Genomic DNA, 24,964 nt, shown 5'->3' on the forward strand with positions numbered 1-24,964 from the left:
GAACATCACTTCTTCGCGCCTGCCCGGGGCGCCAGCCCGCCCGGCGCTGCGGCCTCGACGAGCGCCCGGATGGCCCAGCGCCTGGACTTGAGGGCCTCGGCATCGTCGAGCCGGAGCACGTCCTTGAAGACCATCATCGCTTCCGGCCCGACCACCAGCGCGAGCGCATGCTTGAGGCGCTTGAGCGCCGCCGGCTTGAAGCGGTCGCGGGCCGGACCGAGCGCGGCTTCGATCAGGGGCGTGCGGCGGTTCTGTCGCAAGGGCATCTGCGCGTCGATCTCGCCGCGCGCGCTGCGCTCCAGCGACTGCGCCAGCATCATCCGAAGGGGCGCCTCGTTGGCCGCGATCATGGTGTGCAGGGCACGGTCGACGTGCTCGAGGCGCGCGACGACGTCGTCGGGCGGTGCACCGCGCAGCGCGTCTTCGGTGAGCGGCGTCTCGATGTCGATCGACGCTTCGAGGTACAGCGCTTCCACGTTGGGGAAGTAGCGGTAGGCGGTGGCGCGCGACACCAGGGCCTGCTCGGCGATCTGCTCCAGCGTCGGCCGGCTCCCCTGCTGGCTCAGCTGTGCGGCGGCCTCCAGCAGGGCCTTGCGGGTGCGCTCCTTCTGCCGCGCGCGGCCCTGTTGTCCGGCCATGCTCAAGCCGCCGGGGGCAACTGGCGCAGGATGGCACCCATGTCGACCCAGACGTTCTCCCTGCGGATGTCGCCGCTGTCCGCGAACTCGATGACGTGCAGCAGGCGGAAGGCGAGCGGGCGGTCGCGGCCTTCCAGGCCGAACGGGCGGCCCGGCGCCTTGCCGCTCCACAGCGAGTCGTCGACCATGAAGTTGTCGCCGTACAGGCGGCGCAGCGACTGAACCTTGCCTTCCGACAGGTCGGCGAACAGCGCTTCGTAGAAAGGACGCGTGGCATCGCGGCCCTGGCTGGGCCCGCTGGGCCAGCCGACCACGTCGTGCTCCACGTCGGCGGCGAGCGTGGCCAGCACGCCCTCCACGTTGTCCTGGGCTTCGAAGCCGAAATGCTCGTCGAGCTTGCGATCCATCTCTCTGCGGGTCATGGCCATGGCGGTCCTCCGGAGGTTGGTGCGTCTCCATCATAATGAGACAAAAATCTCATTACAAGAGGTTTGTCTCATCATTTCAGACCGGCATGGCGGCACTTGCACCCCGGGCTCCGGAATCAGGGGCGCCCGACCCGGCGATGCCGCCGCCGCAACAGCAGCGCATAGACACCCACGTTCAGCAGCGTGACCAAGACACCCACGCCGATCTCCAGCTCGCGCGTGAAGCCCTCTGGATAGATCAGGCCGGGCAGGTAATGCTGCACGAAGCCGCCCTGGTAGCCGGCCTGGCCGGCGGCACGGCGCAGCGAGTTCTCCAGCGGCGTGAGCGGGCAGACCCCGCCGGCCCACGAGATCCAGGCGGCCCAGGCCACGGCCGGCAGGTGCAGCAGCGCCGCCAGCGGCCAGCGCCACACCAGCGCGCCGCCGCCCACGACAAAGAGGATGAAGAGGCCGTGCAGCAGCAGCACGCCGTCTGCGAGCAGGCGGGGGGTCATGGGCGCGAGGGTCGCACGGGCGCGGCCTTTCGGCAAAGGCGCCCCGCATGGCCTTGGGGGCGGCAAGGGCGGGCCAAACCTATAATCGACGGCTCAGCAGATCAATGGTCAGGTGGGTTCGATGCAGGGGCTGCCCGCAGCCGGCCGCCTCCCTCAGAACTCCAATCCCAAGATGAGCCAGCCCACCTTCAGCGTCGCGGACATCCGCAAGTCCTTCCTCGATTTCTTCGCCTCCAAGGGTCATACCGTGGTGCCGTCGAGCTCGCTGGTGCCGGGCAACGATCCGACCCTGATGTTCACCAACTCCGGCATGGTGCAGTTCAAGGACGTGTTCCTCGGCACCGACAAGCGCCCCTACGTGCGCGCCGCCTCGGTGCAGGCCTGCCTGCGTGCCGGCGGCAAGCACAACGACCTGGAGAACGTGGGCTACACCGCGCGCCACCACACCTTCTTCGAGATGCTGGGCAACTGGAGCTTCGGCGACTATTTCAAGCGCGATTCGCTGAGCTGGGCCTTCGAGCTGCTGACGCAGGTCTACAAGCTGCCGGCCGAGCGCCTGTGGGCCACGGTCTACCAGGAGGACGACGAGGCCTACGACATCTGGACCAAGGTCATCGGCCTGCCGCCCGAGCGCGTGGTGCGCATCGGCGACAACAAGGGCGGGCGCTACATGTCCGACAACTTCTGGATGATGGCCGACACCGGCCCCTGCGGCCCCTGCTCCGAGATCTTCTACGACCACGGCCCCGAGGTCGCGGGCGGCCCGCCCGGCTCGCCCGATGAAGACGGCGACCGCTACATCGAGATCTGGAACAACGTGTTCATGCAGTTCGACATGCAGCCCGACGGCAGCGTCAGGCCGCTGCCCGCGCCCTGCGTCGACACCGGCATGGGCCTGGAGCGCCTGGCCGCGATCCTGCAGCACGTGCACAGCAACTACGAGATCGACTTGTTCGACCGGCTGGTCAAGGCCGCTTCGCGGGAGACCGGCGAGAAGGACCTGCACAACAAGAGCCTGCGCGTGATCGCCGACCACATCCGCGCCACCGCCTTCCTGGTGGCCGACGGCGTGATCCCCTCCAACGAGGGCCGCGGCTACGTGCAGCGCCGCATCGTGCGCCGCGCCATCCGCCACGGCTACAAGCTGGGGCAGAAGAAGCCCTTCTTCCATAAGCTGGTGCCCGAGCTGGTGGCGCTGATGGGCGAGGCCTACCCGAAGCTGGTGGCCGACGAGCAGCGCATCACCGAGACGCTGAAGGCCGAGGAGGAGCGCTTCTTCGAGACGCTCGCCAACGGCATGGAGATCCTCGACGCGGCCCTGGCCGGCGGCGCCAAGGTACTGCCGGGCGAAGTGGCCTTCAAGCTGCACGATACCTACGGCTTCCCGCTCGATCTGTCGGCCGATGTCTGCCGCGAGCGCGGCGTGGAGGTCGATGCCGCCGGCTTCGATGCCGCAATGGAAAAGCAGAAGGCCGCCGGCCGCGCCGCCGGCAAGTTCAAGATGGAGCGCGCCGTCGAGTACGCGGGCGCGGCCAACGCCTTCACCGGCTATGAGCACCTGGAAGAGAAGGCCCGCGTGCTCGCCCTCTACGTCGAGGGCGCACCGGCACAGGAACTGAAGGAAGGCCAGCCCGGCATCGTGGTACTCGACACCACGCCCTTCTATGCGGAGAGCGGCGGCCAGGTCGGCGACCAGGGCGTGCTGGTGGCCGAAGGCCTGCAGTTCGGCGTCGACGACACGCAGAAGATCAAGGCCGATGTCTATGGGCACCACGGCACGCAGACGCAGGGCACGCTCAAGGTGGGCGACACGGTCACGGCCCGCGTCGACACGGCGCTGCGCGCCGCCACCATGCGCAACCACAGCGTGACCCACCTGATGCACAAGGCCCTGCGCGAGGTGCTGGGCGGGCACGTGCAGCAGAAGGGCTCGCTGGTCGATGCCGGGAAGACCCGCTTCGACTTCGCGCACAACGCGCCCGTGACGCTGGCGCAAATCATCGAGATCGAGCGCCGCGTCAACGCCGAGATCCTGGCCAACCAGGCCACGCAGGCCCGCGTGATGGACATGGACTCGGCCCAGCAGACCGGCGCCGTCATGCTCTTCGGCGAGAAGTACGGCGAGACCGTGCGCGTGCTCGACATCGGCACGAGCCGCGAGCTGTGCGGCGGCACGCACGTGGCGCGCACCGGCGACATCGGCCTCTTCAAGATCGTGAGCGAGGGCGGCGTGGCCGCCGGCGTGCGCCGCATCGAGGCGGTGACCGGCACGAATGCGCTGGCCTACCTGCAGGAGCTCGAGGCCACGGTCAACAGCGTCGCCGCGACGCTCAAGACGCCAGTGCCCGAGGTGCAGCCGCGCCTGGTGCAGGTGCTGGAGCAGGTGCGCGCGCTGGAGCGCGAGGTCGGCGCGCTCAAGGGCAAGCTGGCTTCCTCCAAGGGTGACGAACTGCTGGCCCAGGCGGTGGAGGTCAAGGGCATCAAGGTGCTGGCCGCCAAGCTGGACGGCGCCGATGCCAAGACGCTGCGCGAGACCATGGACAAGCTGAAGGACAAGCTCAAGACCGCGGCCATCGTGCTGGCGGCGGTCGACGGCGCCAAGGTCCAGTTGGCGGCCGGCGTCACGGCCGACAGCATGGACAAGCTCAAGGCCGGCGAGCTGGTCAACTTCGTGGCGCAGCAAGTGGGCGGCAAGGGCGGCGGCAAGGCCGACATGGCCATGGCCGGCGGCACCGATGCGGCCGGGCTTCCGAAGGCGCTCGCCTCTGTGCAGGACTGGGTCGCGCAGCGGGCCTGACACCTGCCCAGCGAGGCCCGTCCGTGCCATAGTCGCGCGGATGCAAGGGGCTTTCCGGATCGATTTTTACTCTCTCGTGCCGCCGCAGGCGGCCGTCCCCGCCCATGGCTGAGGCCCCGCCGGTCGACGTCCTGGTGATGGGCGCGGGTGCCATCGGCTGCTACATCGGCGGCAGCCTCGCGTCCGAGGGCGTGCGGGTCCTCTTCGTCGGCCGTCCCCGCGTGCTCGAGGCGCTGGAGCGGCACGGCCTGCGGCTCAGCGACCTGGACGGCGGCGAGCGCTACATGCCGCCCGGCAGCCTGCGCGTGGCGGACCGGATTCCGCCCGGCGTGCGGCCGGGCCTGGTGCTGCTGACCGTGAAGAGCAGCGGCACCGCGCAGGCCGCGGCCGAGCTCGGCGAGGCGCTGCCGCCGGGCACGCCGGTGATCTCGCTGCAGAACGGCATCTCGAACGCCGCGACCGCGGCGCAGGTGGCGCCCCGGCTGCGGGTGCTGCCGGGCATGGTGCCGTTCAACGTGGCCGAGATCGGACACGGCGCCTTCCACCGCGGCACGGCCGGCCGCCTGGCCGCGCAGGACGACGCGCTGCTGCGGCCGTGGCTGGCCGTGTTCGACAGCGCCGGCGTGCCGATCGACCGGCACGCGAACATGCTGCCGGTGCAGTGGGGCAAGCTGCTGCTCAATCTCAACAATCCGATCAACGCGCTGTCCGGTCTGCCCCTGCGCCAGCAGCTGATGGACCGCGGCTACCGCCGCTGCCTCGCGGCCCTGATGGACGAGGCGCTGGAGGCGCTCAAATGGGCCCACATCAAGCCGGCGCAGTTGGCGGCGGTGTCGCCTCGCCGCATGCCCATGATCCTGCGCCTGCCCGATCCGCTGTTCAAGGTGGTCGCGGCGCGCATGCTGCGCATCGACGAGAAGGCGCGCTCCAGCATGGCGGACGACCTGGCAATGGGTCGCCGCACCGAGATCAATGAGCTGTGCGGCGAGGTGGTGCGGCTCGCGCGCTCGAACGGCGCCCGCGCCCCGCGAAGCGCAAAGATGGTCGAGCTGATCGAAGCGTGGCCCAGCCGGCCGCAACCGCTCTCGGCGCAGGAATTGATGTCTGCGCTGGGCCTGGCGCAGGGCGCAGACCATTCTCGAAAAGGCTAGGCGGCATGCACGTCCTGATCCTCGGCAGCGGCGTCATCGGCACCACGGTGGCCTACTACCTCGCCAAGGCGGGCCACGAGGTCACGGTGCTGGAGCGCCAGGACGGTCCGGCGCTGGAGACCAGCTACGCCAACGCGGGCGAGGTTTCGCCCGGCTACTCGGCGCCCTGGGCCGGGCCCGGCGTGCCGGCGAAGGCCGTCAAGTGGCTGCTGATGCGCCACAGCCCGCTGGTGGTCCGCCCCATGCTCGATCCGGCCATGTGGCGCTGGGGCATCGCGATGCTGTGCAACTGCACGCAGGCACGCTACGAGATCAACAAGAGCCGTATGGTGCGGCTGGCCGAGTACAGCCGCGATTGCCTGCGGCAGCTGCGCGCCGACACCGGCATCCGCTACGACGAGCGCTCGCTGGGCACGCTGCAGCTGTTCCGCACGCAGAAGCAGCTCGACGGCACGGGCAAGGACATCGAGATCCTCAAGGCCTACGGCGTGCCGTACCAGCTGCTCGACCGCGAGGGCTGCGTGCAGTACGAGCCGGCGCTGGCCGCCGTGCGGCACAAGTTCGTGGGCGGGCTGCGCCTGCCGGGCGACGAGACGGGCGACTGCTTCAAGTTCACCCGGGGCCTGGCGCGGCTGGCCGAGGCCGCGGGGGTGCGCTTCCGCTTCGGCGTGACCATCACCGACATCGCGTGCAATGCCGAGGGCGTGGCCGCGGTCCATACCGATGCCGGCCCCTTCCATGCCGACCGTTACGTCGTCGCGCTGGGCAGCTATTCGCCGCTCCTCCTGAAGCCGCTGGGCATCCGCTTGCCGGTGTACCCGGTCAAGGGCTTCTCGATCACCGTGCCGATCACCGATGCCGCGATGGCGCCCGAGTCCACGGTGATGGACGAGACCTTCAAGGTCGCGGTGACGCGCCTGGGCGAACGCATCCGCGTCGGCGGCACGGCGCAGCTCTCGGGCTACGACCTGCGCCTGAACGACCGCCGGCGCGACACGCTCGAGCACGTGGTCACCGACCTGTTCCCGGAGGCCGGCAGCGCCGAGGGGGCAGAGTTCTGGACCGGCCTGCGGCCGATGACGCCCGACGGCACGCCGCTTCTGGGCGCCACGCCGATTCCCAGGCTGCTGCTGGCGACCGGCCACGGCACGCTGGGCTGGACCATGGCCGCAGGCACGGGGCGAGTGGTGGCCGACCTGGTCGCCGGCCGTTCGCCCGAGATCGACATGGAAGGCCTGGGCCTCGACCGCTACGCCTGAGAAGGTGCGAACGCGCCCGCCGGCGCCACGGTCGCGCCCTGGATGCGGTGGCGCGCCAGCGCCTCGGCCACGAAGCCGCTGGCTTTCATCTCCTCGACGTAGGCGGAGAGCGCCGCGGCCGCTTCGGCGCCGCGCGAGGCCGGCGTGCCCATGGCCTGCTGGATCACCATGAAGCGCCCGGGCAGCAGGCGCAGGCCCGGCGCGCGCGCGGCCTCGGCCTCGAGCACCTGGCGGATGCCCGCGGCCACCTCGACCTCGCCCGCCTGCAGGCTGTCGAACACGCCCTGCGCACCCTGCACGCGCAACAGCTGCGCCTTGCCGATCTCGCGCGTGAGGAAGAGGTCGTAGGCGCTGCCGGCGCCGACCGCGATGCGGATGCCTTCGCGGTCCACCTCCTCGTTGCGCTGCAGGGCCGAGGCGGTCGGCACCAGGTAGCTGCCCTCGATCAGCACATAGGGCGCCGTGAAGCGCAGGCCCTCGCTGCGCGCCGGATCGATGGCGAAGAAGCCGAGGTCGGCCTTGTCGTTGCGCACCGCATCGACCGAGGCGGCAGCCTTCTCGAACACCAACAGCTCGACGGGCACGCCCAGGCGCTGCGCGAAGTTGCGCGCCAAGTCGACCGAGACGCCGACCGGTTCGCCGGTTGCGGCGTCCTTGTTCGCGAGGATCGGGTTGCCGAGGTTGATGGAGGCGCGCAGCACGCCGGTGGGCGTGAAGGCCCGGACGACCGGGGAGGGGAGGGAGGTGCTCATCGTCGCTTTCTTCGGTTGCGCCGCCCGCCGGGGTTCGCTTGGCGGCCGGCGGCTCGCCGAGTGTAAGTTGGCGATCGCCGGCGATGCGAGCTCCCTTGACCCCAGTTTGATCCGGTTGATGTAGATCTGTAGAATCAGATCAAACAGATCAGACAGATCAAGCGAGGCCTCCATGAGCACAAGCGATCTCACCGCCAAATTACAGGGCGACCTGCTGTCGCTGGAGCCCTATACCTCTGCACGGGCGGCTCGCAAGACCAGCGCGCGCAAGTTCCTGCTGGAGATCAAGGACGAGGCGATCTCGAAGGTGCTGCTGGCCTCGTTTCCGATGCTGGAACGCGCGCTGCTCGAGAAGACCGCCCAGGCTCGCGAACGCCGCATCGAGGCCGTGGTCGACTTCATGGCGGGGCAGATGGTGCTGCCCAGCGAGATCGACAGGGAGATGGCCCAGCGGCTCGCCAAGCGGCATGCCCGCGTGCTGAACGAATTCGGGTACTTCACGGCCGAGCAACTGGCCGACGCCAACCGCTCGCAGGCCAGCAGCCGCAGTGCACTGGTCGACAACTGGCGCAAGCGCCGCCAGGTATTTGCCGTGCCGCATCCCGACAAGAGCGCGCGCGAGCGCGACGTGTATCCCGCCTTCCAGTTCGAGGACCACAAGCCGATCAAGGCGGTGCAGGCCGTGCTGGAAGCCTTCGGCGATCGCCGGGCGCCCTGGAAGCTCGCGCTGTGGTTCACCTCGAACAACGGCTGGCTGCCCGACAGTGCGCGGCCGGTCGACCTGCTGGCATCGAATCCGCAGGCCGTGATCGAGGCGGCGCGGCGCGACGCGGAAGGGAGCGCGGCTTGAGTTGCCGCGCGCCGGTACCGCCCCTCGACCCTCTCTTCGATCGCTGGCCGGCCGGCGCGCTGATCCACGTCATCCACGACACGGCCTTCGCGCCGGAGAGCTTCAACCCCGGCGTCGATAGTGCCGGCACGTTGCGCAAGCCCACGCGCTTTGCGCCCATCCGCGATGCCAAGGGCCGGGTCGTGCCCTACCTCTACGGCGGTGCGACCTTGGACTGTGCGATCTTCGAGACGGTCTTTCACGACGTGCCGATCGACGCGCCCGACAAGTTCGTCGCCCTCGACGACTTCGCGCAGCGCGCCCATGGCCAGCTCGTGCCCCGCCGGGAACTCCTGCTCGTGGACCTGACGAGCGAAGGGCTGCACCGGCTCAAGGTTCCGAAGGAGGAACTCATCGCCAGCCCGGCACGCGACTACGTGGACACCGCCAGATGGGCAGAGGCGCTGCACCGCCAGTGCAAGGATGCCGATGGCCTGGTGTGGATGTCGCGCCAGCGCGATCGCGACAGGGCGTTGCTGCTCTTCGGCGACCGCGTGAAAGGCGTTCTTTCCGGAACGCGCGTCGGCGGGCCGCTGGCGCGCAACGATGCGTTGCGCCAGGCCATCGTGGCCGCGGCGCTGCGCGCCGGCATCGACGCGTCCTGAAGCTCAGGGCTCGGCCGCCGCCGGCTCCAGCCCGCACTTGACGTCGCATCCACGCACGTCAGGGTAACCGCGGCCGGATAAGGGGTTTATGCCTAGACAGCCCGTGCACTTCGGGATTATTCTTCGCCCGTTCGTTCCATTAATAAATCACTGTTTTACTAATGGAACAAAACAACCCCTTGTCCAATGCACGGATCGACACCACGATGATGAAGCCCACCCGTCGCCAGGCGCTCGCACTGGCCGTTTCCATTGCCGCCGCCGGCGCTGCCGCCCCGACCTGGGCGCAAGGCTATCCGGCCAAGCCGATCACCATCGTGGTTGCCTACCCGGCCGGCGGTGACACCGACGCCCTCGCGCGCCTGTTCGCCGAGAAGCTGGCCACGCGCATCGGCCAGCCGGTGGTGGTGGACAACCGGCCAGGCGCCAGCGGCGTGATCGGCAGCAGCTTCGTGGCCAAGGCTCCGGCCGACGGCTACACGCTGCTGCTGGCGCCCAGCACCTTCTCGATCGCGCAGCTGGTGTTGAAGACCGGCGGCAGCACGAGCTACGACGTACTCAACGGCTTCACGCCCATCGTGCAGGCCGGCACGCTGCCGCTGTTCCTGGTGGCGGGTTCGGCCTCCGGGTTCAAGAGCCTCAAGGACGTGCAGGCCAAGGGCCAGTCGCTCTCCTACGCCAGCCCGGGCAGCGGCTCGCCCATGCACATCCTCGGCGAGATGGTCAACAAGGCGGCGGGCATGAGCCTCGGCCATGTGCCTTACAAGGGCGTGGCGCCGGCGGTCAACGACGTGCTGGGCGGCCATGTGCCGCTGACCTACATCACCTACGGCCCCATCGCGCCGCACCTGGCCGGCGGCAAGATGCTGCCGCTCGCGATCGCCGACCGCGCCCGATCGCCGCTCGCGCCCAGCGTTCCCACGTTCGCCGAGCTGGGCTACAAGAACGTCGAAGTGACGGCCTGGCACGGCCTGTTCGGACCCAAGGGCCTGCCGCCGGAGATCGTGAAGACGCTCAACGGCCACATGAACGAGATCCTCAAGATGCCGGACGTGGTCGCCAAGATGGCGGTGCTGGGCGCCTTGCCGCTGGGAGGCGCGCCCGAGGTGCTAGCGAAGACCAACGCCGCCGACTTCGAGCGCTTCGGCAAGATCATCAAAGAACTCGGCATCCAGGCGGATTGATATGGCTCTCCCCCAGGTTGGCCCACTGCGTGTGGCCGCCCACCCCCTCACCGGGGGCAACACCAGCGGCCCGGCAAAGCCGGTTCCGCGGTGTTCCACCAACGGGCCGCGCTTCGCGGGCCAGGTGCGACACGGGGCCGCAACGTTTTTTGGAAGCTGTTCATGAGTACTGAAAGCATCAAGGCCATCCCCGATCCCGACAGCCTGCAGGCCCTGCTGGCCGAGCTGCCGGCCAACCTGCTTGCCGGCCGCCGCGTGCTGGTGACCGGCGCCGCGCGCGGCCTCGGGCTGGCATTCGCCAAATGCGTTGCCGCCGCGGGCGCGTCCGTGGTGCTGGCCGACATCCTTTCGGAGCTCGCCGAGACCGAGGCCCAGGCCTTGCGCAAGGCCGGCTTCAAGGCCCATGCGCTGGCGCTGGACCTGTGCGATCCGGCCTCGATCGATGCCTGCGCCGCTGCTGCAGTGCAAGCGCTCGGCGGCCTCGACGGCCTGGTCAACAACGCCGCGATCACGAACTCGGGCGGCCGCGACGCCCATGCGCTGGACATCGAGACCTGGGACCGCGTGATGGACGTCAACGTGCGCGGCACCTGGCTCATGAGCCGCGCCTGCCAGCCGGCGCTCGCCCAGGGCGGGCGCGGCGCGATCGTCAACCTGGCCTCGGACACAGCCCTCTGGGGCGCGCCCAGGCTGCTGGCCTATGCCTCGAGCAAAGGCGCCGTGATCTCGATGACCCGCTCGCTCGCACGCGAGTGGGGCGAGTCCGGCATCACCGTCAATGCCGTCGCGCCCGGGCTCACGCTGGTCGAGGCCACCGAGTACGTGCCGCTGGCGCGCCACCAGAAGTACCTCGAGGGCCGCGCCCTCCCGCGCGAGCAGCAGGCCGTGGACGTCTGCGGCGCTGTGCTGTTCTCCCTCTCCGGGCTGGCGCGCTTCGTCACCGGCCAGCTGCTCGCCGTCAACGGCGGCTTCGTCATGCACTGATGCATGGATGCACTGATTTCCCCAAGGAGTTTTCGATGAGCGATTTGTCCGAGCAAAAGAAATTCGACGACAGCAAGGTGGGCGAGACCCTGCGCCGCCCTGAAGGCGCGAGCCTCGAGGCGTGGATGAACACCCGCATCGCGCGCTACGCGACGCGCAAGTACGACTGGGACGCGCTGAAGTTCCAGGCCGACTTCGACCCCAAGTTCCGCCGCGCGCAGATGCGCTACGTGGGCACCGGTGGCACCGGCGTGGCGAGCGACGTCAATACCATCCCGGCCGAGAGCTTCACCTTCTCGACCATGGTCATTCCCGCCGGCCACGAAGGCCCGCCGCACCTGCACGTCGACGTGGAAGAAGTCTTCTTCCTGCTGCGCGGCAAGCTCAAGGTGGTGCTGACCACGCCCGAGGGCGAGCGCTACGAGACCGTGCTGACCGACCGCGACCTGATCTCGGTGCCGCCGGGCGTGTACCGCGAGGAGATCAACATCGGGGACGAGGATGCGCTGATGTGCGTGATGCTGGGCGCGAAGAAGCCGGTCACGCCGACGTATCCCGCCGACCACCCCCTGGCCAGCATCAAGCGTTGAGCGAACGGGACAACGCAGCCATGAGCGATGCAGCCGTGATCGACGCCCAGCCCCTGCCGGCATCCGAGCTGGCGCGCCTCGATGCGCGCTTTCCGGCGCGCAGCGTGAGGGTGCAGGGCGGTGCCGTGGTCTCGGTGCGCGAATGCGGCGCGGGGCCGGCGATCGTGTGCCTGCACGGCATCGGCTCGGGTTCGGCCTCGTGGCTGGACACGGCCCTGCTGCTCGAAGGCGAGGCGCGCCTGATCGCCTGGGATGCGCCAGGCTACGGCGAATCGACGCCGCTGGCAGCGCAGGCGCCCACTGCGCACGACTACGCGCAGCGCCTGCATGGCCTGCTCGATGCGCTGGAGATTTCATCGTGCGTGCTGGTCGGCCACTCGCTCGGCGCGCTGATGGCAGCCTCTGCGGCGCATCCGGGCTCGCCGCTGGCGCCGCGCATCTCAACGCTGGTGCTGATCAGCCCGGCCGCCGGCTACGGCGCCGCGGGCCGTGCAGAGGCGCGGGCCCGCGTGCGCGCCGAACGCCTGGGCACGCTCGATGAGCTCGGCATCGCCGGCATGGCCGCGAAGCGCTCGGGCCGGCTGGTCTCTGCGCACGCAAGCGAGACCGCCCGGCAGTGGGTGCGCTGGAACATGGCGCGCTTGCACGAGACAGGTTACCGCCAGGCCGTGGAGCTGCTGTGCGGCGCCGACCTGCGGGCCGACCTGCCGCCTGCCGTGCCGGTGCGCGTGGCCTGCGGTGCGCTGGACGTCGTCACTACCCCCGAAGCCTGTGCCGAGGTGGCAAGGCTATGCGCAGTGCCGCTCGAACTGCTGCCCGAGGCGGGCCACGCGAGCTACGTCGAGCGGCCCGCCGCGGTGGCCGCGCTGCTGCGCGAAGCCATTGCAGCCTGATCGATTCACAAGAACGACGAGAGACCTATGAGCAACGACCTGATGGAAGAGGGCGCCGATCGTTACAACGTGCCGGCCCTGGAACGCGGCCTTCGCATGCTGTGCGAGTTCAGCCGCGAGAGCCGCACCCTGTCCGCGCCCGAGATGGCGCGGCGCTTCGACCTGCCGCGCTCCACCGTGTTCCGCCTGCTCAGCACGCTGGAGAACATGGGCTTTTTGGAGCGCGCAGAGGGTGGCCGCGACTACCGCCTTGGCCTGGCGGTGCTGCGCCTGGGCTTCGAGTACCTGGCTTCGCTGGAGCTCACGCAGCTGGGCACGCCCTTGCTCAACCGCCTGTGCGAGGAGCTGCGCACGCCCTGCAACCTGGTGGTGCGCGATGGCCGTTCCATCGTCTACGTGGCCAAGGTCGCGCCGCCCACGCCCTTCGCGAGCTCGGTCAGCGTCGGCACGCGCCTGCCGGCCCATGCGACCGTGCTGGGCCGCATCCTGCTGGAAGACCTGACGCTGCCCCAACTGCGCGCGCTCTACCCGGAGGACAAGCTGGAGACCTTCTCGCCGAGCACGCCCAAGACCGTCAACGAGCTCTTCGACATGGTCCAGGCCGACCGCGAGCGCGGCTACGTGCTGGGCGAGGGCTTCTTCGAATCGAACATCTCCACCATCGCCGCGCCGGTGCGCGACCACAGCGGCCACATCGCCGCCGCGCTGGGCGCGACCATCACCTCCGGCCACATCGACGAGAACCGCATGGACGAGATGGTGCGCCGCGTGCGCGAGACGGCCGACGAGATCTCGGGCCTCCTGAACTACGCGCCCGCCAGCAAGGCCAAGGTGGTCCCGCTGCGCAGCGCCTGAGGCCGACGACATGCCTGCATCCACTTCCTCCTTCTTCGCCGCCGACGCGCTGGCCGGCCGCGTGGCCGTGGTGACCGGCGGCTCGTCCGGTATCGGGCTCGCGACCGTCGAAGCCCTGCTCGGCTGCGGGGCCGCGGTCGCGCTGTGCGGCCGCAACGCCGAGCGGCTCGAGCGCGCGGTGGCCGGCCTGCGCGAGGCGCGGCCCGATGCCAGGCTTTTCGCCCAGACCTGCGACGTGCTGGACCCGGCCTCGGTGCGGGCCTTCGCCGCGGCCAGCGAGGCCGCGCTCGGCCCGGCCTCGATGCTCGTCAACAACGCCGGGCAGGGCCGCGTTTCCACCTTCGCCGACACGACAGACGCGGCCTGGACCGAGGAGCTGCACCTCAAGTTCTTCTCCGTCATCCATCCCACCCGCGCCTTCCTGCCGCAGCTCGCGGCACAGCGCGCGGTGTGGGGCGATGCCGCCATCGTCTGCGCCAACTCGCTGCTGGCGCGCCAGCCCGAGCCGCACATGGTCGCGACCTCGGCCGCGCGTGCGGGACTGCTGAACCTGGTGCGCTCCATGGCCACCGAGTTCGCGCCGCAGGGCGTGCGCGTCAACGGCATCCTGATCGGCCTGATCGAGTCGGGCCAGTGGCGCCGCCGCTTCGAGGCGCGCGAAGACAAGTCGCTCGACTGGCCCGCCTGGAGCGGCCAGCTCGCGCAGAACAAGCACATCCCACTGGGTCGCCTGGGGCTTCCGACCGAAGCCGCGCGCGCGATTCTCTTCCTGGCTTCGCCCCTCGCGTCGTACACGACGGGCAGCCACATCGATATTTCTGGAGGCCTGTCCCGTCATGCATAACCCATCCACCCCCGCGCAGGTCACGGTCGGCGCCGTCGTCGCCGCCTTCCTCGAGCAGTGCGGCGTCAAGGCGGCCTTCGGCGTGATCTCGATCCACAACATGCCGATCCTCGACGCCTTCGCGCAGCGCGGGGCGATCCGCTTCATCTCCGCGCGCGGTGAGGCCGGCGCGGGCAACATGGCCGACGCCTACGCCCGCTCCACCGCCAGCCTTGGCGTGTGCGTGACCAGCACGGGGCCGGCGGCGGGCAACATCGCGGGCAGCATGGTGGAAGCCCTCACCGCCGGCGCGCCCGTGCTGCACATCACCGGCCAGATCGAGACGCCCTACCTGGACAAGGGCATGTCCTATATCCACGAGGCGCCGGACCAGCTGGCCATGCTCAAGGCCGTCTCCAAGGCCGCCTTCCGGGTGCGCAGCGTCGACAACGTGCTCGGCACGCTCAAGCGCGCGGTGCAGGTCGCGCTGACCGCGCCCACCGGCCCGGTCAGCGTGGAGATCCCGATCGACATCCAGTCGGCGCTGACCACGATGCCGGCCGACCTCTCGCCGCTGCCCATCGAGGCCGCCGTGCCCTCGAAGGCCGGGCTCGATGCCCTGGCCACGCACCTCGCGGCCGCGAGGCGCCCGATGCTGTGGATCGGCGGCGGGGCACGCCGCGCCGGTACCGCGATCCAGCGGCTGCAGAAGCTCGGCTTCGGCGTCGTGACGACCACGCAGGGCCGCGGCACGGTGCCCGAGGATGATCCGGGCTCGCTCGGCGCCTACAACATCCAGAAGCCGGTCGAGGACTTCTACCAGAGCTGCGACGCGATGCTGGTCGTCGGCTCGCGCCTGCGCGGCAACGAAACGCTCAAGTACGAGCTGAAGCTGCCGCGCCCGCTGTACCGCATCGATGCCGATGCGGCCGCCGAAGGCCGCTGCTACGCGACCGACGCCTTCGTCTGCGGCGATGCCGCGCTTGCGCTCGAAGGGCTGGCCGACCGGCTCGAAGCGCTGCAGTACCAGGCCGATCCGGCGCTGCTCACCGACCTGCGCGCCGCGCACGAACAGGCGGTCGCCACGCTGCGCGACGGCCTCGGCCCCTACGCCGAACTCGTGCGCCAGATCCAATCGGTGGCGGGGCGCAGCTTCAACTGGGTGCGCGACGTGACCGTCTCCAACAGCACCTGGGGCAACCGAGAACTGCGCATCTTCGAGCCGAGCGCAGGCGTCCACGCCACGGGCGGCGGCATCGGCCAGGGCATGCCCATGGCCATCGGCGCGGCCATCGGCGCGGCGGTCACGGGCTCGGGCCGCAAGACCTTTTGCCTCGCCGGCGACGGTGGCTTCATCCTCAACCTGGGCGAGCTCGCCTGCATGGTGCAGGAAGAGGCCCCGATGGTGATCGTGCTCATGAACGACAAGAGCTACGGCGTCATCAAGAACATCCAGGACGCACAGTACGGCGGCCGCCGCTGCTATGCGGAGCTGCACACGCCCGACTACGCGCTGCTGTGCAGGTCGATCGCGCTGCCGCACGCGCGCGTGTCGCACCTGGAAGAGCTGAAGGGCCAGCTCGATGAGGCGCTGGCCGCCCGCGGCCCCTTCCTGCTGGAGATCGACATGCTGTCCATCGGCGGCTTCAAGAGCACCTTCGCCGGCCCGCCGACCAACACCGTGACGCAGATCCCTGCGCTCGCGAAGTGAGGCACTGACATGCTGCGCGTGGCACTCATCGGTTGCGGCGCCATCGGCAGCTCGGTCATCGAGCTGCTGAAGGGCGATGCCGGGCTCGCGGTGGTGGCCGTGGTCGTCCCGGCCGACGGCCTGGCCGCGGCGCAGGCGGCGCTGCAGGCATTGGCGCCGGGCGTGCAGGTCGGGACCGGCGTGCCTGCGTCCGGCGTCGACCTGGTGGTCGAGACCGCCGGCCACGCGGCCATCGAGGAACACGTGCTGCCGGCGCTGCGGCGCGGCACGCCCTGCGTGGTCGCCTCGGTGGGCGCGCTGTCCGCGCAAGGCCTCGCGGAAAAGCTCGAGATCGCGGCCATCACCGGCGGCACCCAGGTGCAGCTGATCGCCGGCGCCATCGGCGCCATCGATGCGCTGGCCGCGGCCCGCATCGGCGGGCTCGACAGCGTGCGCTACACCGGCCGCAAGCCGCCGCGCGCCTGGAAGGGCACGCCGGCGGAGCAGGGCCGCGACCTCGACGCGCTCACGGCCGAATGCGTGATCTTCGAAGGCAGCGCGCGCGAGGCCGCCGCCCTCTACCCCAAGAACGCCAACGTGGCGGCCACGGTGTCGCTCGCGGGACTGGGGCTGGACCGCACGCAGGTGCGCCTGGTGGCCGACCCGGCCGTCAGCGAGAACGTGCACACGGTCGAGGCCGAGGGCGCCTTCGGCAGCTTCGAGCTGAGCATGCGCAACAAGCCGCTCGCGGCCAATCCCAAGACATCCGCGCTCACTGTCTACAGCGCCGTTCGCGCCCTGCGCAACCGCGCCGCGGCCCTTGCCATCTGAAGAAGCCATGATCTCTACCGAACTCCTCCCCATCAACGTAGCCGGCGAATGGCGCCTGGGCGGCGGCGACGCCTACGAGAGCCTCTATCCCGCCACCGGCGAGCCCATCGCGCGCCTCAAGGCCGCCAGCCTGGCCGACGTCGAGGAGGCCATCGTGCGCGCTGACCAGGCCTTCCGCACCAGCGGCTGGGCGCAGAAGCTCCCGCACGAGCGCGCCGCGGTGCTGCACCGGGTGGCGCAGTTGATCCGCGAGGAGGCCGAGCCGCTGGCGCAGAAGCAGCGCCTGGACAACGGCAAGCCGATCAACGAGACGCGCGCGCTGGTCGCCAGCGCAGCCGGCACCTTCCAGTTCTTCGCTGCGGCGCTGGAGACGCTGGAGGAAACGATCACGCCCTCGCGCGGCCCCTTCGTGACGATGAGCGTGCACGAGCCCATGGGCGTGGTGGCCGCCATCACGCCGTGGAACTCGCCGATCGCGAGCGAGGCGCAGAAGCTGGCGCCGGCGCTGGCGGCTGGGAATGCGGTGATCGTCAAGCCGGCCGAGGTCACGCCGCTGATGGCGCTGGAACTGGCCCGCATCTGCGAGGCCGCCGGCGTGCCGAAGGGCATCGTGAGCGTGCTGCCGGGCAAGGGCTCGGTCATCGGCGATGCGATCACCAAGCACCCGCTGGTCAAGCGCGTGTCCTTCACCGGCGGCACCACCACCGGCAAGCACATCGCCCACATCGCGGCCGACAAGATGATGCCCGTGTCGCTGGAACTTGGCGGCAAGTCGCCCACCATGGTGCTGGAAGATGCAGACCTGGACCACGCGGTCAACGGCGTGCTCTACGGCATCTTCAGCTCCTCGGGCGAATCGTGCATCGCGGGCTCGCGGCTCTTCGTGGCGCGCAGCATCTACGACGAGTTCGTCACACGCGTGGCCGAGGCGGCCGCGATGCTGCGGGTCGGCGACCCGGCCTCGGAGCGGACCCAGATGGGCCCGCTGATCACCGCGAAGCATCGCGAGAGCATCGAGCGCTACGTGGAGATGGGCGTGTCCGAGGGTGGCCACATTCGCACCGGCGGCGTGCGCCCGCACGGCGCGGCTTTCGACAGCGGCTACTTCTACACGCCGACCATTCTCGAAGGCCTCACGAACAGCGCGCGCATCAGCCAGGAAGAAGTGTTCGGCCCGGTGCTGGTCGCCATGCCCTTCGACAACGAGGAACAACTGATCGCGCAGGCCAACGACAGCGTCTACGCGCTGGCGGCGGGCGTGTGGAGCCGCGACTTCAAGCGCGCCTGGCGCCTCGGACGCGCGGTGCAGGCCGGCACGGTCTGGGTCAACACCTACAAGCAGTTCTCGGTCTCCACGCCGTTCGGCGGCTGGCGCGACAGCGGCCTGGGCCGTGAGAAGGGACGCGAAGGCATCTTCCAGTACATGGAGCAGAAGAGCATGTACTGGGGGACCAACGAGCAGCCGCTGCCGTGGGCCAATTGAACGGAGTCATGCAATGAGCATTCTTGGAATCGACCAGATCACCTATGCGGCAGACGACCTGCCGACCTGCCGGCGCTTCTTCTCGGATTGGGGACTGGCGCTGAAGTCGGAGACCGCCGACGAGCTCATCTTCGAGTGCCTGAATGGCTGCCGCGTCGTGGTCGCCGCCATGGACAGGCCAGGCCTGCCGCCGGCGATGGAAGAGGGCCCGACCCTGCGTGAAGTGGTGTGGGGCGTCGAGAGCGACGCCGACCTCGCCCGTTACGCCGCGGCCATCGCCGATGAGCCCGGCTTCGTCGACGCAGAAGCCGAGGGCGCCCGCCGCATCGGCTGCACCGACCCGAACGGCCTTGCGGTGCGCCTGCAGGTCAGCCGCAAGCGCAGCATCGACCTCGAGTGCGGCGCGATGAACACCTGGAATGCCAAGCCCCGCATCAACCAGGCCGCGCCGGTCTACGAGCGCGCCACGCCGATTGAGGTGGGTCACGTGGTCTTCTTCGTCGCCGACGTGAAGGCCACCGCCGAGTTCTATGCGCACCGCTTCGGCTTCGTGGGATCCGACAGCTACCCCGACCGCGGCGCCTTCCTGCGCTGCGCGCCCGAGGGCGGGCACCACGACCTGTTCCTGCTGCAGCTGCCCTCGGGCAAACGCGGGCTCAACCACGTGGCCTTCACCGTGCGCGACATCCACGAGGTCTTCGGCGGCGGGCTGCATTTCTCGCGTTGCGGCTGGGAAACCCAGCTGGGCCCGGGCCGGCACCCGATCTCCTCGGCCTACTTCTGGTACTTCAAGAACCCGGCCGGAGGCCTGATCGAGTACTACGCCGACGAGGACCAGCTCACGGCCGAGTGGCAGCCGCGCGAGTTCGAACCGGGCCCGACGGTGTTCGCCGAATGGGCGGTCGATGGCGGGCTCGACGGAAACACGCGCCGCCAGAAGAACGCCGAAGGCCCGCAGGGCAAGTTCCTCACCGAAAAGAAATGACTTCGAAGACCATGCAACGACGTACCTCCCTGTTGTCCCTCGCCGGCGCCGCCTTGATGGCGATGGCAGCAATCGCGCCCGTCCATGCGCAGAACGCCGTGGAGAAGCAGCTTTCGAGCGACCGCTTCACCATCGTCTCGCCGTTCCCGCCGGGCGGCCCGGTCGACACGCTGGCACGCGTGCTCTCCGAGGGCCTCGCCAAACGCTACGGGCAGGCCGCAGTGGTCGAGAACATGCCCGGCGCTGCCGGCAACATCGGCATCGACAAGGTCAAGCGCGCGAAGGGCGACGGCCACACGCTGCTGGTGGTGCCGGCCGGCAACCTGACCATCAACCCGACGCTGATGCCGAACTTCCCCTTCAACATCGAGAAGGACTTCGTGCCCGTCACCATGCTGGCCAAGGCGCCCAATGTGCTGGTGGCCTCGCCCTCCGCCGGCATCAGGACCGCGAAGGACCTGGTCGCCCAGGCCAAGGCAAAGCCGGGCACCTTGTCCTATGCCTCGCCGGGCGTGGGCAGCGGCCTGCACCTGGCGGGCGAGCTCTTCAAGCAGCAGGCCGGCGTCGACCTGCTGCACGTGCCCTACAAGGGCACCGCGCCCGCGCTGAACGACGTGCTGGGCGGCGTGGTGCCGCTGATGTTCAGCAACCTGCCCGCCACGCTGCCCTTCATCAAGAACGGCAAGCTGGTCGCGCTGGCCGTGACCGAGGCCAAGCGCAGCCCTGCCGCGCCGGAGATCCCGACGCTGGCGGAGCAGGGCATCCAGGGCGTGACCGTCACCTCCTGGTATGGCCTGCTTGCGCCCGCCGGCACGCCGCCGGCCGTGGCCGAGCAATTGGCCCAGGATGCCGCGCAGTTCCTGGCGCAGCCCGAGGTGCGCGAGCGCCTGAAGGCCCAGGGCATGACCGAAGCCACCATGAAGCCGGGTGAGTTCGCCGTCTACATGCGCGACGAGACCGCCATGTGGGCCGGAATCATCAAGGCCCGCAACATCGTGGCCGAGTAATGCAATAACGGACACAGACAAGCATGAAAACCAGCCAATCCACCATCGGCATCGTCGGCGCGGGCATCGGCGGCCTGGCCGCGGCCATCGCCCTGCGGCGCGCGGGCCACGAGGTCGTCGTGTTCGAGCAGGCGAAGCAGTTCGCCCGTGTCGGTGCCGACATCAACCTCACGCCCAACGCGGTGCGCGCGCTCGACGGGCTGGGCGCCGGCGAGGCGGCGCGCGTGACCGCCGCGAAGCCCAGCCACCGCATCAGCCGCAGCTACGACACGGGCGAGGAGACCTCGCGCCTGGAAATGGCCGAGACCGCCGAGCACAAGTACGGCGCGCCGCAACTCACCATCCACCGCGCCGACCTGCTGGCGGCGCTGGCCGAGATGTTCCCGGCCGATCGCGTGGCGCTCGGCAAGCGCGCCTCGGCGATCGAGGCCGACGCGGAGGGCGTGAGCCTGGCTTTCGAGGACGGCAGCAGCGCCCGCGTGGGTGCGCTGGTCGGGGCCGACGGCATCCATTCGGCCGTGCGCCGCGCCATGTTCGGCGCCGAGAGCCCGCGCTTCACCGGCATCGTCGCCTACCGCGCGGTGGTGCCGGCCGAGCGCGTCGCCAGCCTGCCCAACCTGGGCGCCTTCACCAAGTGGTGGGGGCCGAATCCGCAGAGCCAGATCGTCACCTTCCCGCTCAACCGCGGCAAGGACATCTTCATCTTTGCGACCACCCCGCAGGACAGCTGGCAGCTCGAATCCTGGACGGCGCCCGGCAGCGTGGACGAACTGCGCGAGCAGTACGTCGCCTACCACCCCGAGGCGCGCGCGCTGCTCGAGGCCTGCGACACCGTGCTCAAGACCGCGCTGTACGAACGCGACCCGATGCCGGCCTGGGCCGCGGGCCGCATGGCGTTGCTGGGCGACGCGGCGCATCCGATGCTGCCCTTCATGGCGCAGGGTGCAGGCATGGCCATCGAGGATGCGGTCGTGCTGGCCCGCCATCTCGAAGGCGTGGCGATGCGCGACATCGCCGGCGCGCTGCAGCGCTACGAGCGCGCGCGAATCGAGCGCACGAGCCAGATCCAACTGGGCTCGCGCGGCAACAACTGGCTGCGCGAAGGCGGCAATGCGGACTGGGTCTACGGCTACGACGCCTGGGGCGTGCCGCTCGCCGCCGCTGCCTGACGAACCCAACCCTTCCCACGGAGGCCACGATGCAACAAGACCGCTACCTGCAACCCCACCAGGCGCGCCAGCGCCCGGCAACCACCTACGAAGACCTGCTCGGCGACGCGATCGAACGCGCCTTCGGCGACGGCGTCCACGACCTCGCCGGCCTGGTCGAACGGCTCAACGACAGCGGCCTGGCGACGCCCGGCGGGCAGCGCTGGACCGAGGACCTGTACCGCCAGGAAATGGCGAAGCTCGGCGCTTGAGGAGAACAGCACCATGACCACGATTGCCATCCAACCCATCGCCCAAGACCCGGTGGACCAACTGCTCGAGATCGGCCTGAAGGATCTCTGGTACCCGATCTGCCCCTCCCATTTCATCGGCGAGAACCCCGTCTCGCTGCGCCGCCTGGGCCGCAAGCTCGCCCTCTGGCGCGACGGGGACGGCAAGCTGCATGCGCTGGAGGACCGCTGCCCGCACCGCGGCGCGCCGCTGTCGCAGGGCGTGATCCTGGGCGACCGCCTGTCCTGCCCGTATCACGGCGTCGAGGTGCGCCATGACGGCGTGGTGACGCGCGTGCCCGGTAGCCCGGGCTGCAAGCTCGAAGGCTCGCAGGCCACGCGGCACTTCCATGTCGAGGAGCGCGCCGGCGCGGTGTTCCTCTACAACTCGAAGGAATCGGTCGACGTACCGCCGCCGCTGGTGCTGCCCGAGCAGCTCTCGGACGATACGCAGTACGCGTCCTTCCTCTGCTACACCGAGTGGAAGGGCGACTACCGCTACGTGCTGGACAACGTGATGGACCCGATGCACGGGACCTTCCTGCACAAGCAGTCGCACTCGATGGCAGAGGGCGAGTCGCAGGCGAAGTTCGGCATCCGCCCGACCGACCACGGCTTCGTTTTCGAGAAGGAAGGCCAGCGCAACGTGAACTTCGACTGGACCGAATGGGCCGACACCGGCATCCACTGGATGCGGCTGGAGATCCCGTACCCGCGCACCGGCGGGCCTGGCGGCAACTTCATCATCGTCGGCGCCTTCGCGCCGATCTCCAAGGGCGTGACCGCGACCTTCTTCTGGCGCGTGCGCAAGCTGCCGCCCGGCTGGGAGCGCGACACCTGGCGCTTCCTCTACAAGAACCGCCTGGAAGCGCGCCACTGGCACGTGCTGGAGCAGGACCGCGTGATGCTGGAGGACATGGAGCCCGACGCCAACCAGCACGAGAACCTGTACCAGCACGACCTGGGCATCGTGCGCCTGCGGCGCCACATGCGCAACCTGGCGCAGCAGCAGCTGGAGCAGGCCGCGGCCTGACGTCTTCAACGGTTCTCTCGAGGTCCACGCCCATGTCTTCCCCCACGCTCAACGCTCTGGTGCATACCATGCGCTACGAGGCCGAGGGCATCGTCAGCGTCGAGTTCCGCCCGGCTTCGCCCGAGGTGGACTTCCCCGCCTTCGAAGCCGGCTCGCACATCGACCTGCACCTGCCCAACGGCCTGGTGCGCAGCTACTCGCTGTGCAACCCGGCCAGCGACCGCCAGCGCTACGTGGTCGGCGTGGCCAACGACCGCAAGAGCCGCGGCGGCTCGCGCTACGTGCACCAGCAGCTGCGCGTGGGCATGACGCTGCCGATCTCGGCGCCGCGCAACAACTTCCACCTGGAGGAGGGCGCGGAGCGCTCGGTGCTGGTGGCCGGCGGCATCGGCGTGACGCCCATCTGGTGCATGCTGCAGCGCCTGGTCGCCATCGGCAAGCCGGTGGAGATGATCTACTGCGCGCGCACGCGCAAGGAAGCCGCCTTCTGCGACGCGATGGAGGCGCTGGCGCGCGAGAACAAGGTTGCGCTGACCTGGCATTTCGATGCCGACAAGGGCGCGCCGCCCGACCTCGCCACGCTGCTGGCCGGCAAGAGCGCGGGCAGCCATTTCTACTGCTGCGGCCCGGCGCCCATGCTGGATGCCTTCGAGAAGACCTGCGAGCAGCTGGGCTACGCGCATGCGCACATCGAGCGCTTCTCGGCCGCGCATGTCGAGGCACCCAGCGCGACCGAGACCTATGTCGTCGAATGCGCCAGGAGCGGCAAGAGCGTGGAGGTGCCGCCGGGCAAGTCCATCCTCGACAGCCTGATCGACGCCGGCCTCAATCCGGACCACAGCTGCAAGGAAGGCGTTTGCGGTGCCTGCGAGACGAAGGTCATTTCGGCCGGCGAGATCGAGCACCGCGACGGCATCCTCACCAAGGCCGAACAGGCCGCGAACAAGACCATGTTCATCTGTGTCTCGCAGTGCAAGCGTGGCCCGCTGGTGCTGGACATCTAGTTTTCCAACTCCCTTCTCCCAACAATCAAATGAAGAAATCCCTTGTGGCCGTGGCCGCATGCGCGGCTGCGGCCGGCGCCTGCGCGCAATCCTCCTCCGTGCAGCTCTTTGGTGTCGTCGATGCCGCCGTCACCTACACCACCGGTTCGGGCTACGGCTCCTCCAGCAAATGGCAGCTGACCAACAGCGGCAACAGCTTCAGCCGGCTGGGTTTTCGCGGCAGTGAAGACCTCGGCGGCGGCCTCGCCGCCAGCTTCTGGTTGGAGGCCGGCCTGCAGAACGACAACGGCACCGGCTTCAACTCGAACACCAACAACCAGTCCAGCGGCGCGGGCGTTCCCGGCGTGCTGAGCTTCAACCGGCGCTCGACCGTGAGCTTCTCCGGCGGCTTCGGCGAGCTGCGGCTGGGCCGCGACTACACGCCGACCTTCTGGAACACCGCGCTCTACGATCCCTTCGGCACCGGCGGCGGCATCGGGGCCAACCAGCTCTACTTCTCGGGCCTCGGCGGCCTCACGGCGCCGACGGGCACGCGCGCCTCGAACAGCATCGGCTACTTCCTGCCGCCCAACCTGGGTGGCTTCTACGGGCAGGTGATGTACGCCATGGGCGAGAACGACAACCGCTCCGTGCTGCCGGGCACGCTGATCTCGAACCGCGACGACGGCGACTACGCGGGGATCCGCGTGGGCTATCTCAGCGGCCCGTTCAACGTGACGCTCGCCACCGGCAAGACGCGCTATGCGACGGGCGACCTGCGCGTGTCGAACATCGGCGCTTCCTACGTCTTCGAGTCGCTGATGAGCCTCAAGCTGATGGGCGAGATCTACAGCGAATCGCTGGGCGCGGTGGACGGCAAGGGCGCGCTGCTGGGCTTCAGCCTGCCGGTGGGCGTGGGCGAGATCAAGGGCTCGTACGCGCGCTACAAGCGCGAACCGGCGGGCAACGTGCCGGAGCCCACGACCTCGAAACTCGCGCTGGGCTATGTCTACAACCTGTCGAAGCGCACGGCGCTGTATGGCACCCTGGCTTATCTGCGCAACCGCAATGGCGCGACGCAGGCGCTTGCAGGTTCGACCACGGCGCCCAACCGCGCCTCCAGGGGCACGGAGTTCGGCATTCGCCACGCCTTCTAGCGCCGCATCGCGCGT

At 69.5% G+C, this 24,964-nt stretch carries 25 protein-coding genes; 21 read left to right on the forward strand and 4 right to left on the reverse strand.

Annotated features, from left to right (window positions below):
* Nucleotides 1-5 precede the first annotated feature (5 nt).
* From E5P3_RS15330 to E5P3_RS15340, 3 genes are all read right to left on the reverse strand, one after another.
* On the reverse strand, nt 6-638 hold the full coding sequence (locus E5P3_RS15330; protein WP_162586752.1) for a TetR/AcrR family transcriptional regulator: 633 nt from the start codon (nt 636-638) through the stop codon (nt 6-8).
* Nucleotides 639-640: 2 nt separating this feature from the next.
* The gene (locus E5P3_RS15335; protein ID WP_162586753.1) at nt 641-1,066 is read right to left on the reverse strand and encodes an ester cyclase; all 426 of its coding nucleotides are present in this window, start codon (nt 1,064-1,066) and stop codon (nt 641-643) included.
* A 116-nt stretch (nt 1,067-1,182) separates the two neighbouring features.
* Nucleotides 1,183-1,560, reverse strand: coding sequence for a DUF2784 domain-containing protein (locus tag E5P3_RS15340; protein ID WP_162586754.1), 378 nt, complete (start codon nt 1,558-1,560; stop codon nt 1,183-1,185).
* A 172-nt stretch (nt 1,561-1,732) separates the two neighbouring features.
* Between E5P3_RS15340 and alaS the strand changes: the two genes are divergently transcribed.
* The 3 genes from alaS to E5P3_RS15355 all read left to right on the forward strand — a co-directional run bounded on the left by alaS (nt 1,733) and on the right by E5P3_RS15355 (nt 6,767).
* Nucleotides 1,733-4,357, forward strand: coding sequence for an alanine--tRNA ligase (alaS, locus tag E5P3_RS15345; protein WP_162586755.1), 2,625 nt, complete (start codon nt 1,733-1,735; stop codon nt 4,355-4,357).
* A 104-nt stretch (nt 4,358-4,461) separates the two neighbouring features.
* The gene (locus tag E5P3_RS15350; protein ID WP_162586756.1) at nt 4,462-5,508 is read left to right on the forward strand and encodes a 2-dehydropantoate 2-reductase; all 1,047 of its coding nucleotides are present in this window, start codon (nt 4,462-4,464) and stop codon (nt 5,506-5,508) included.
* A 5-nt stretch (nt 5,509-5,513) separates the two neighbouring features.
* A complete protein-coding gene (locus tag E5P3_RS15355) occupies nt 5,514-6,767 on the forward strand; it encodes a D-amino acid dehydrogenase (protein ID WP_162586757.1) in 1,254 nt (417 codons plus the stop codon).
* Here E5P3_RS15355 and E5P3_RS15360 read toward each other — a convergent pair.
* The gene (locus E5P3_RS15360) at nt 6,758-7,519 is read right to left on the reverse strand and encodes a transporter substrate-binding domain-containing protein (RefSeq protein WP_162586758.1); all 762 of its coding nucleotides are present in this window, start codon (nt 7,517-7,519) and stop codon (nt 6,758-6,760) included. The genes E5P3_RS15355 and E5P3_RS15360 overlap by 10 nt on opposite strands.
* Before the next feature lie 172 nt (nt 7,520-7,691).
* Here E5P3_RS15360 and E5P3_RS15365 point away from each other — a divergent pair, with 172 nt between their 5' ends.
* The 18 genes from E5P3_RS15365 to E5P3_RS15450 all read left to right on the forward strand — a co-directional run bounded on the left by E5P3_RS15365 (nt 7,692) and on the right by E5P3_RS15450 (nt 24,949).
* Nucleotides 7,692-8,369 carry a hypothetical protein gene (locus E5P3_RS15365; protein ID WP_162586759.1) on the forward strand — a complete coding sequence of 226 codons (678 nt, stop codon included), beginning with the start codon at nt 7,692-7,694 and terminating at the stop codon, nt 8,367-8,369.
* Entirely contained in the window at nt 8,366-9,013 is a 648-nt protein-coding gene (locus E5P3_RS15370; protein WP_162586760.1) for an RES family NAD+ phosphorylase, read from the forward strand. Before E5P3_RS15365 ends, E5P3_RS15370 begins: the two co-directional genes overlap by 4 nt.
* Before the next feature lie 209 nt (nt 9,014-9,222).
* Complete coding sequence (locus tag E5P3_RS15375; protein WP_162589699.1) at nt 9,223-10,197, forward strand: Bug family tripartite tricarboxylate transporter substrate binding protein; 975 nt, start codon at nt 9,223-9,225, stop codon at nt 10,195-10,197.
* A gap of 162 nt (nt 10,198-10,359) precedes the next feature.
* Nucleotides 10,360-11,181: an SDR family oxidoreductase gene (locus tag E5P3_RS15380; RefSeq protein WP_162586761.1), complete on the forward strand. Its 822-nt coding sequence runs from the start codon at nt 10,360-10,362 to the stop codon at nt 11,179-11,181.
* Between the two features lie 35 nt (nt 11,182-11,216).
* Nucleotides 11,217-11,771, forward strand: coding sequence for a cupin domain-containing protein (locus E5P3_RS15385; protein ID WP_162586762.1), 555 nt, complete (start codon nt 11,217-11,219; stop codon nt 11,769-11,771).
* A gap of 20 nt (nt 11,772-11,791) precedes the next feature.
* Complete coding sequence (locus tag E5P3_RS15390; RefSeq protein WP_162586763.1) at nt 11,792-12,664, forward strand: alpha/beta fold hydrolase; 873 nt, start codon at nt 11,792-11,794, stop codon at nt 12,662-12,664.
* Between the two features lie 27 nt (nt 12,665-12,691).
* On the forward strand, nt 12,692-13,519 hold the full coding sequence (locus E5P3_RS15395) for an IclR family transcriptional regulator (protein WP_162586764.1): 828 nt from the start codon (nt 12,692-12,694) through the stop codon (nt 13,517-13,519).
* 10 nt (nt 13,520-13,529) lie between these two features.
* The gene (locus E5P3_RS15400; protein WP_162586765.1) at nt 13,530-14,363 is read left to right on the forward strand and encodes an SDR family oxidoreductase; all 834 of its coding nucleotides are present in this window, start codon (nt 13,530-13,532) and stop codon (nt 14,361-14,363) included.
* Entirely contained in the window at nt 14,356-16,053 is a 1,698-nt protein-coding gene (locus tag E5P3_RS15405; RefSeq protein WP_162586766.1) for a thiamine pyrophosphate-binding protein, read from the forward strand. Before E5P3_RS15400 ends, E5P3_RS15405 begins: the two co-directional genes overlap by 8 nt.
* Before the next feature lie 9 nt (nt 16,054-16,062).
* Nucleotides 16,063-16,863: an aspartate dehydrogenase gene (locus E5P3_RS15410; RefSeq protein ID WP_162586767.1), complete on the forward strand. Its 801-nt coding sequence runs from the start codon at nt 16,063-16,065 to the stop codon at nt 16,861-16,863.
* Nucleotides 16,864-16,870: 7 nt separating this feature from the next.
* Nucleotides 16,871-18,346: an aldehyde dehydrogenase gene (locus tag E5P3_RS15415; protein WP_162586768.1), complete on the forward strand. Its 1,476-nt coding sequence runs from the start codon at nt 16,871-16,873 to the stop codon at nt 18,344-18,346.
* 13 nt (nt 18,347-18,359) lie between these two features.
* Entirely contained in the window at nt 18,360-19,331 is a 972-nt protein-coding gene (locus E5P3_RS15420; protein WP_162586769.1) for a VOC family protein, read from the forward strand.
* Between the two features lie 11 nt (nt 19,332-19,342).
* Nucleotides 19,343-20,338, forward strand: coding sequence for a Bug family tripartite tricarboxylate transporter substrate binding protein (locus E5P3_RS15425; protein ID WP_162586770.1), 996 nt, complete (start codon nt 19,343-19,345; stop codon nt 20,336-20,338).
* 23 nt (nt 20,339-20,361) lie between these two features.
* A complete protein-coding gene (locus tag E5P3_RS15430) occupies nt 20,362-21,507 on the forward strand; it encodes an FAD-dependent monooxygenase (protein ID WP_162586771.1) in 1,146 nt (381 codons plus the stop codon).
* A 29-nt stretch (nt 21,508-21,536) separates the two neighbouring features.
* Nucleotides 21,537-21,758: a recombinase-like helix-turn-helix domain-containing protein gene (locus tag E5P3_RS15435; RefSeq protein ID WP_106554704.1), complete on the forward strand. Its 222-nt coding sequence runs from the start codon at nt 21,537-21,539 to the stop codon at nt 21,756-21,758.
* Nucleotides 21,759-21,771: 13 nt separating this feature from the next.
* Complete coding sequence (locus E5P3_RS15440; protein ID WP_162586772.1) at nt 21,772-22,809, forward strand: aromatic ring-hydroxylating oxygenase subunit alpha; 1,038 nt, start codon at nt 21,772-21,774, stop codon at nt 22,807-22,809.
* A 32-nt stretch (nt 22,810-22,841) separates the two neighbouring features.
* The gene (locus tag E5P3_RS15445; protein ID WP_162586773.1) at nt 22,842-23,813 is read left to right on the forward strand and encodes a PDR/VanB family oxidoreductase; all 972 of its coding nucleotides are present in this window, start codon (nt 22,842-22,844) and stop codon (nt 23,811-23,813) included.
* 29 nt (nt 23,814-23,842) lie between these two features.
* Nucleotides 23,843-24,949, forward strand: coding sequence for a porin (locus E5P3_RS15450; protein ID WP_162586774.1), 1,107 nt, complete (start codon nt 23,843-23,845; stop codon nt 24,947-24,949).
* Nucleotides 24,950-24,964 lie beyond the last annotated feature (15 nt).

This window comes from Variovorax sp. RA8 (genome assembly GCF_901827175.1).
GTDB lineage: Bacteria > Pseudomonadota > Gammaproteobacteria > Burkholderiales > Burkholderiaceae_C > Variovorax.

Excerpts from the sequence above, each read along its gene's own strand:
- E5P3_RS15330 (WP_162586752.1), bottom strand. The coding sequence starts at position 638 with ATGGCCGGACAACAGGGCCGCGCGCGGCAGAAGGAGCGCACCCGCAAG.
- E5P3_RS15335 (WP_162586753.1), bottom strand. The coding sequence starts at position 1,066 with ATGGCCATGACCCGCAGAGAGATGGATCGCAAGCTCGACGAGCATTTC.
- E5P3_RS15340 (WP_162586754.1), bottom strand. The coding sequence starts at position 1,560 with ATGACCCCCCGCCTGCTCGCAGACGGCGTGCTGCTGCTGCACGGCCTC.
- alaS (WP_162586755.1), top strand. The coding sequence starts at position 1,733 with ATGAGCCAGCCCACCTTCAGCGTCGCGGACATCCGCAAGTCCTTCCTC.
- E5P3_RS15350 (WP_162586756.1), top strand. The coding sequence starts at position 4,462 with ATGGCTGAGGCCCCGCCGGTCGACGTCCTGGTGATGGGCGCGGGTGCC.
- E5P3_RS15355 (WP_162586757.1), top strand. The coding sequence starts at position 5,514 with ATGCACGTCCTGATCCTCGGCAGCGGCGTCATCGGCACCACGGTGGCC.
- E5P3_RS15360 (WP_162586758.1), bottom strand. The coding sequence starts at position 7,519 with ATGAGCACCTCCCTCCCCTCCCCGGTCGTCCGGGCCTTCACGCCCACC.
- E5P3_RS15365 (WP_162586759.1), top strand. The coding sequence starts at position 7,692 with ATGAGCACAAGCGATCTCACCGCCAAATTACAGGGCGACCTGCTGTCG.
- E5P3_RS15375 (WP_162589699.1), top strand. The coding sequence starts at position 9,223 with ATGAAGCCCACCCGTCGCCAGGCGCTCGCACTGGCCGTTTCCATTGCC.
- E5P3_RS15380 (WP_162586761.1), top strand. The coding sequence starts at position 10,360 with ATGAGTACTGAAAGCATCAAGGCCATCCCCGATCCCGACAGCCTGCAG.
- E5P3_RS15385 (WP_162586762.1), top strand. The coding sequence starts at position 11,217 with ATGAGCGATTTGTCCGAGCAAAAGAAATTCGACGACAGCAAGGTGGGC.
- E5P3_RS15390 (WP_162586763.1), top strand. The coding sequence starts at position 11,792 with ATGAGCGATGCAGCCGTGATCGACGCCCAGCCCCTGCCGGCATCCGAG.
- E5P3_RS15395 (WP_162586764.1), top strand. The coding sequence starts at position 12,692 with ATGAGCAACGACCTGATGGAAGAGGGCGCCGATCGTTACAACGTGCCG.
- E5P3_RS15400 (WP_162586765.1), top strand. The coding sequence starts at position 13,530 with ATGCCTGCATCCACTTCCTCCTTCTTCGCCGCCGACGCGCTGGCCGGC.
- E5P3_RS15405 (WP_162586766.1), top strand. The coding sequence starts at position 14,356 with ATGCATAACCCATCCACCCCCGCGCAGGTCACGGTCGGCGCCGTCGTC.
- E5P3_RS15410 (WP_162586767.1), top strand. The coding sequence starts at position 16,063 with ATGCTGCGCGTGGCACTCATCGGTTGCGGCGCCATCGGCAGCTCGGTC.
- E5P3_RS15415 (WP_162586768.1), top strand. The coding sequence starts at position 16,871 with ATGATCTCTACCGAACTCCTCCCCATCAACGTAGCCGGCGAATGGCGC.
- E5P3_RS15420 (WP_162586769.1), top strand. The coding sequence starts at position 18,360 with ATGAGCATTCTTGGAATCGACCAGATCACCTATGCGGCAGACGACCTG.
- E5P3_RS15425 (WP_162586770.1), top strand. The coding sequence starts at position 19,343 with ATGCAACGACGTACCTCCCTGTTGTCCCTCGCCGGCGCCGCCTTGATG.
- E5P3_RS15430 (WP_162586771.1), top strand. The coding sequence starts at position 20,362 with ATGAAAACCAGCCAATCCACCATCGGCATCGTCGGCGCGGGCATCGGC.
- E5P3_RS15435 (WP_106554704.1), top strand. The coding sequence starts at position 21,537 with ATGCAACAAGACCGCTACCTGCAACCCCACCAGGCGCGCCAGCGCCCG.
- E5P3_RS15440 (WP_162586772.1), top strand. The coding sequence starts at position 21,772 with ATGACCACGATTGCCATCCAACCCATCGCCCAAGACCCGGTGGACCAA.
- E5P3_RS15445 (WP_162586773.1), top strand. The coding sequence starts at position 22,842 with ATGTCTTCCCCCACGCTCAACGCTCTGGTGCATACCATGCGCTACGAG.
- E5P3_RS15450 (WP_162586774.1), top strand. The coding sequence starts at position 23,843 with ATGAAGAAATCCCTTGTGGCCGTGGCCGCATGCGCGGCTGCGGCCGGC.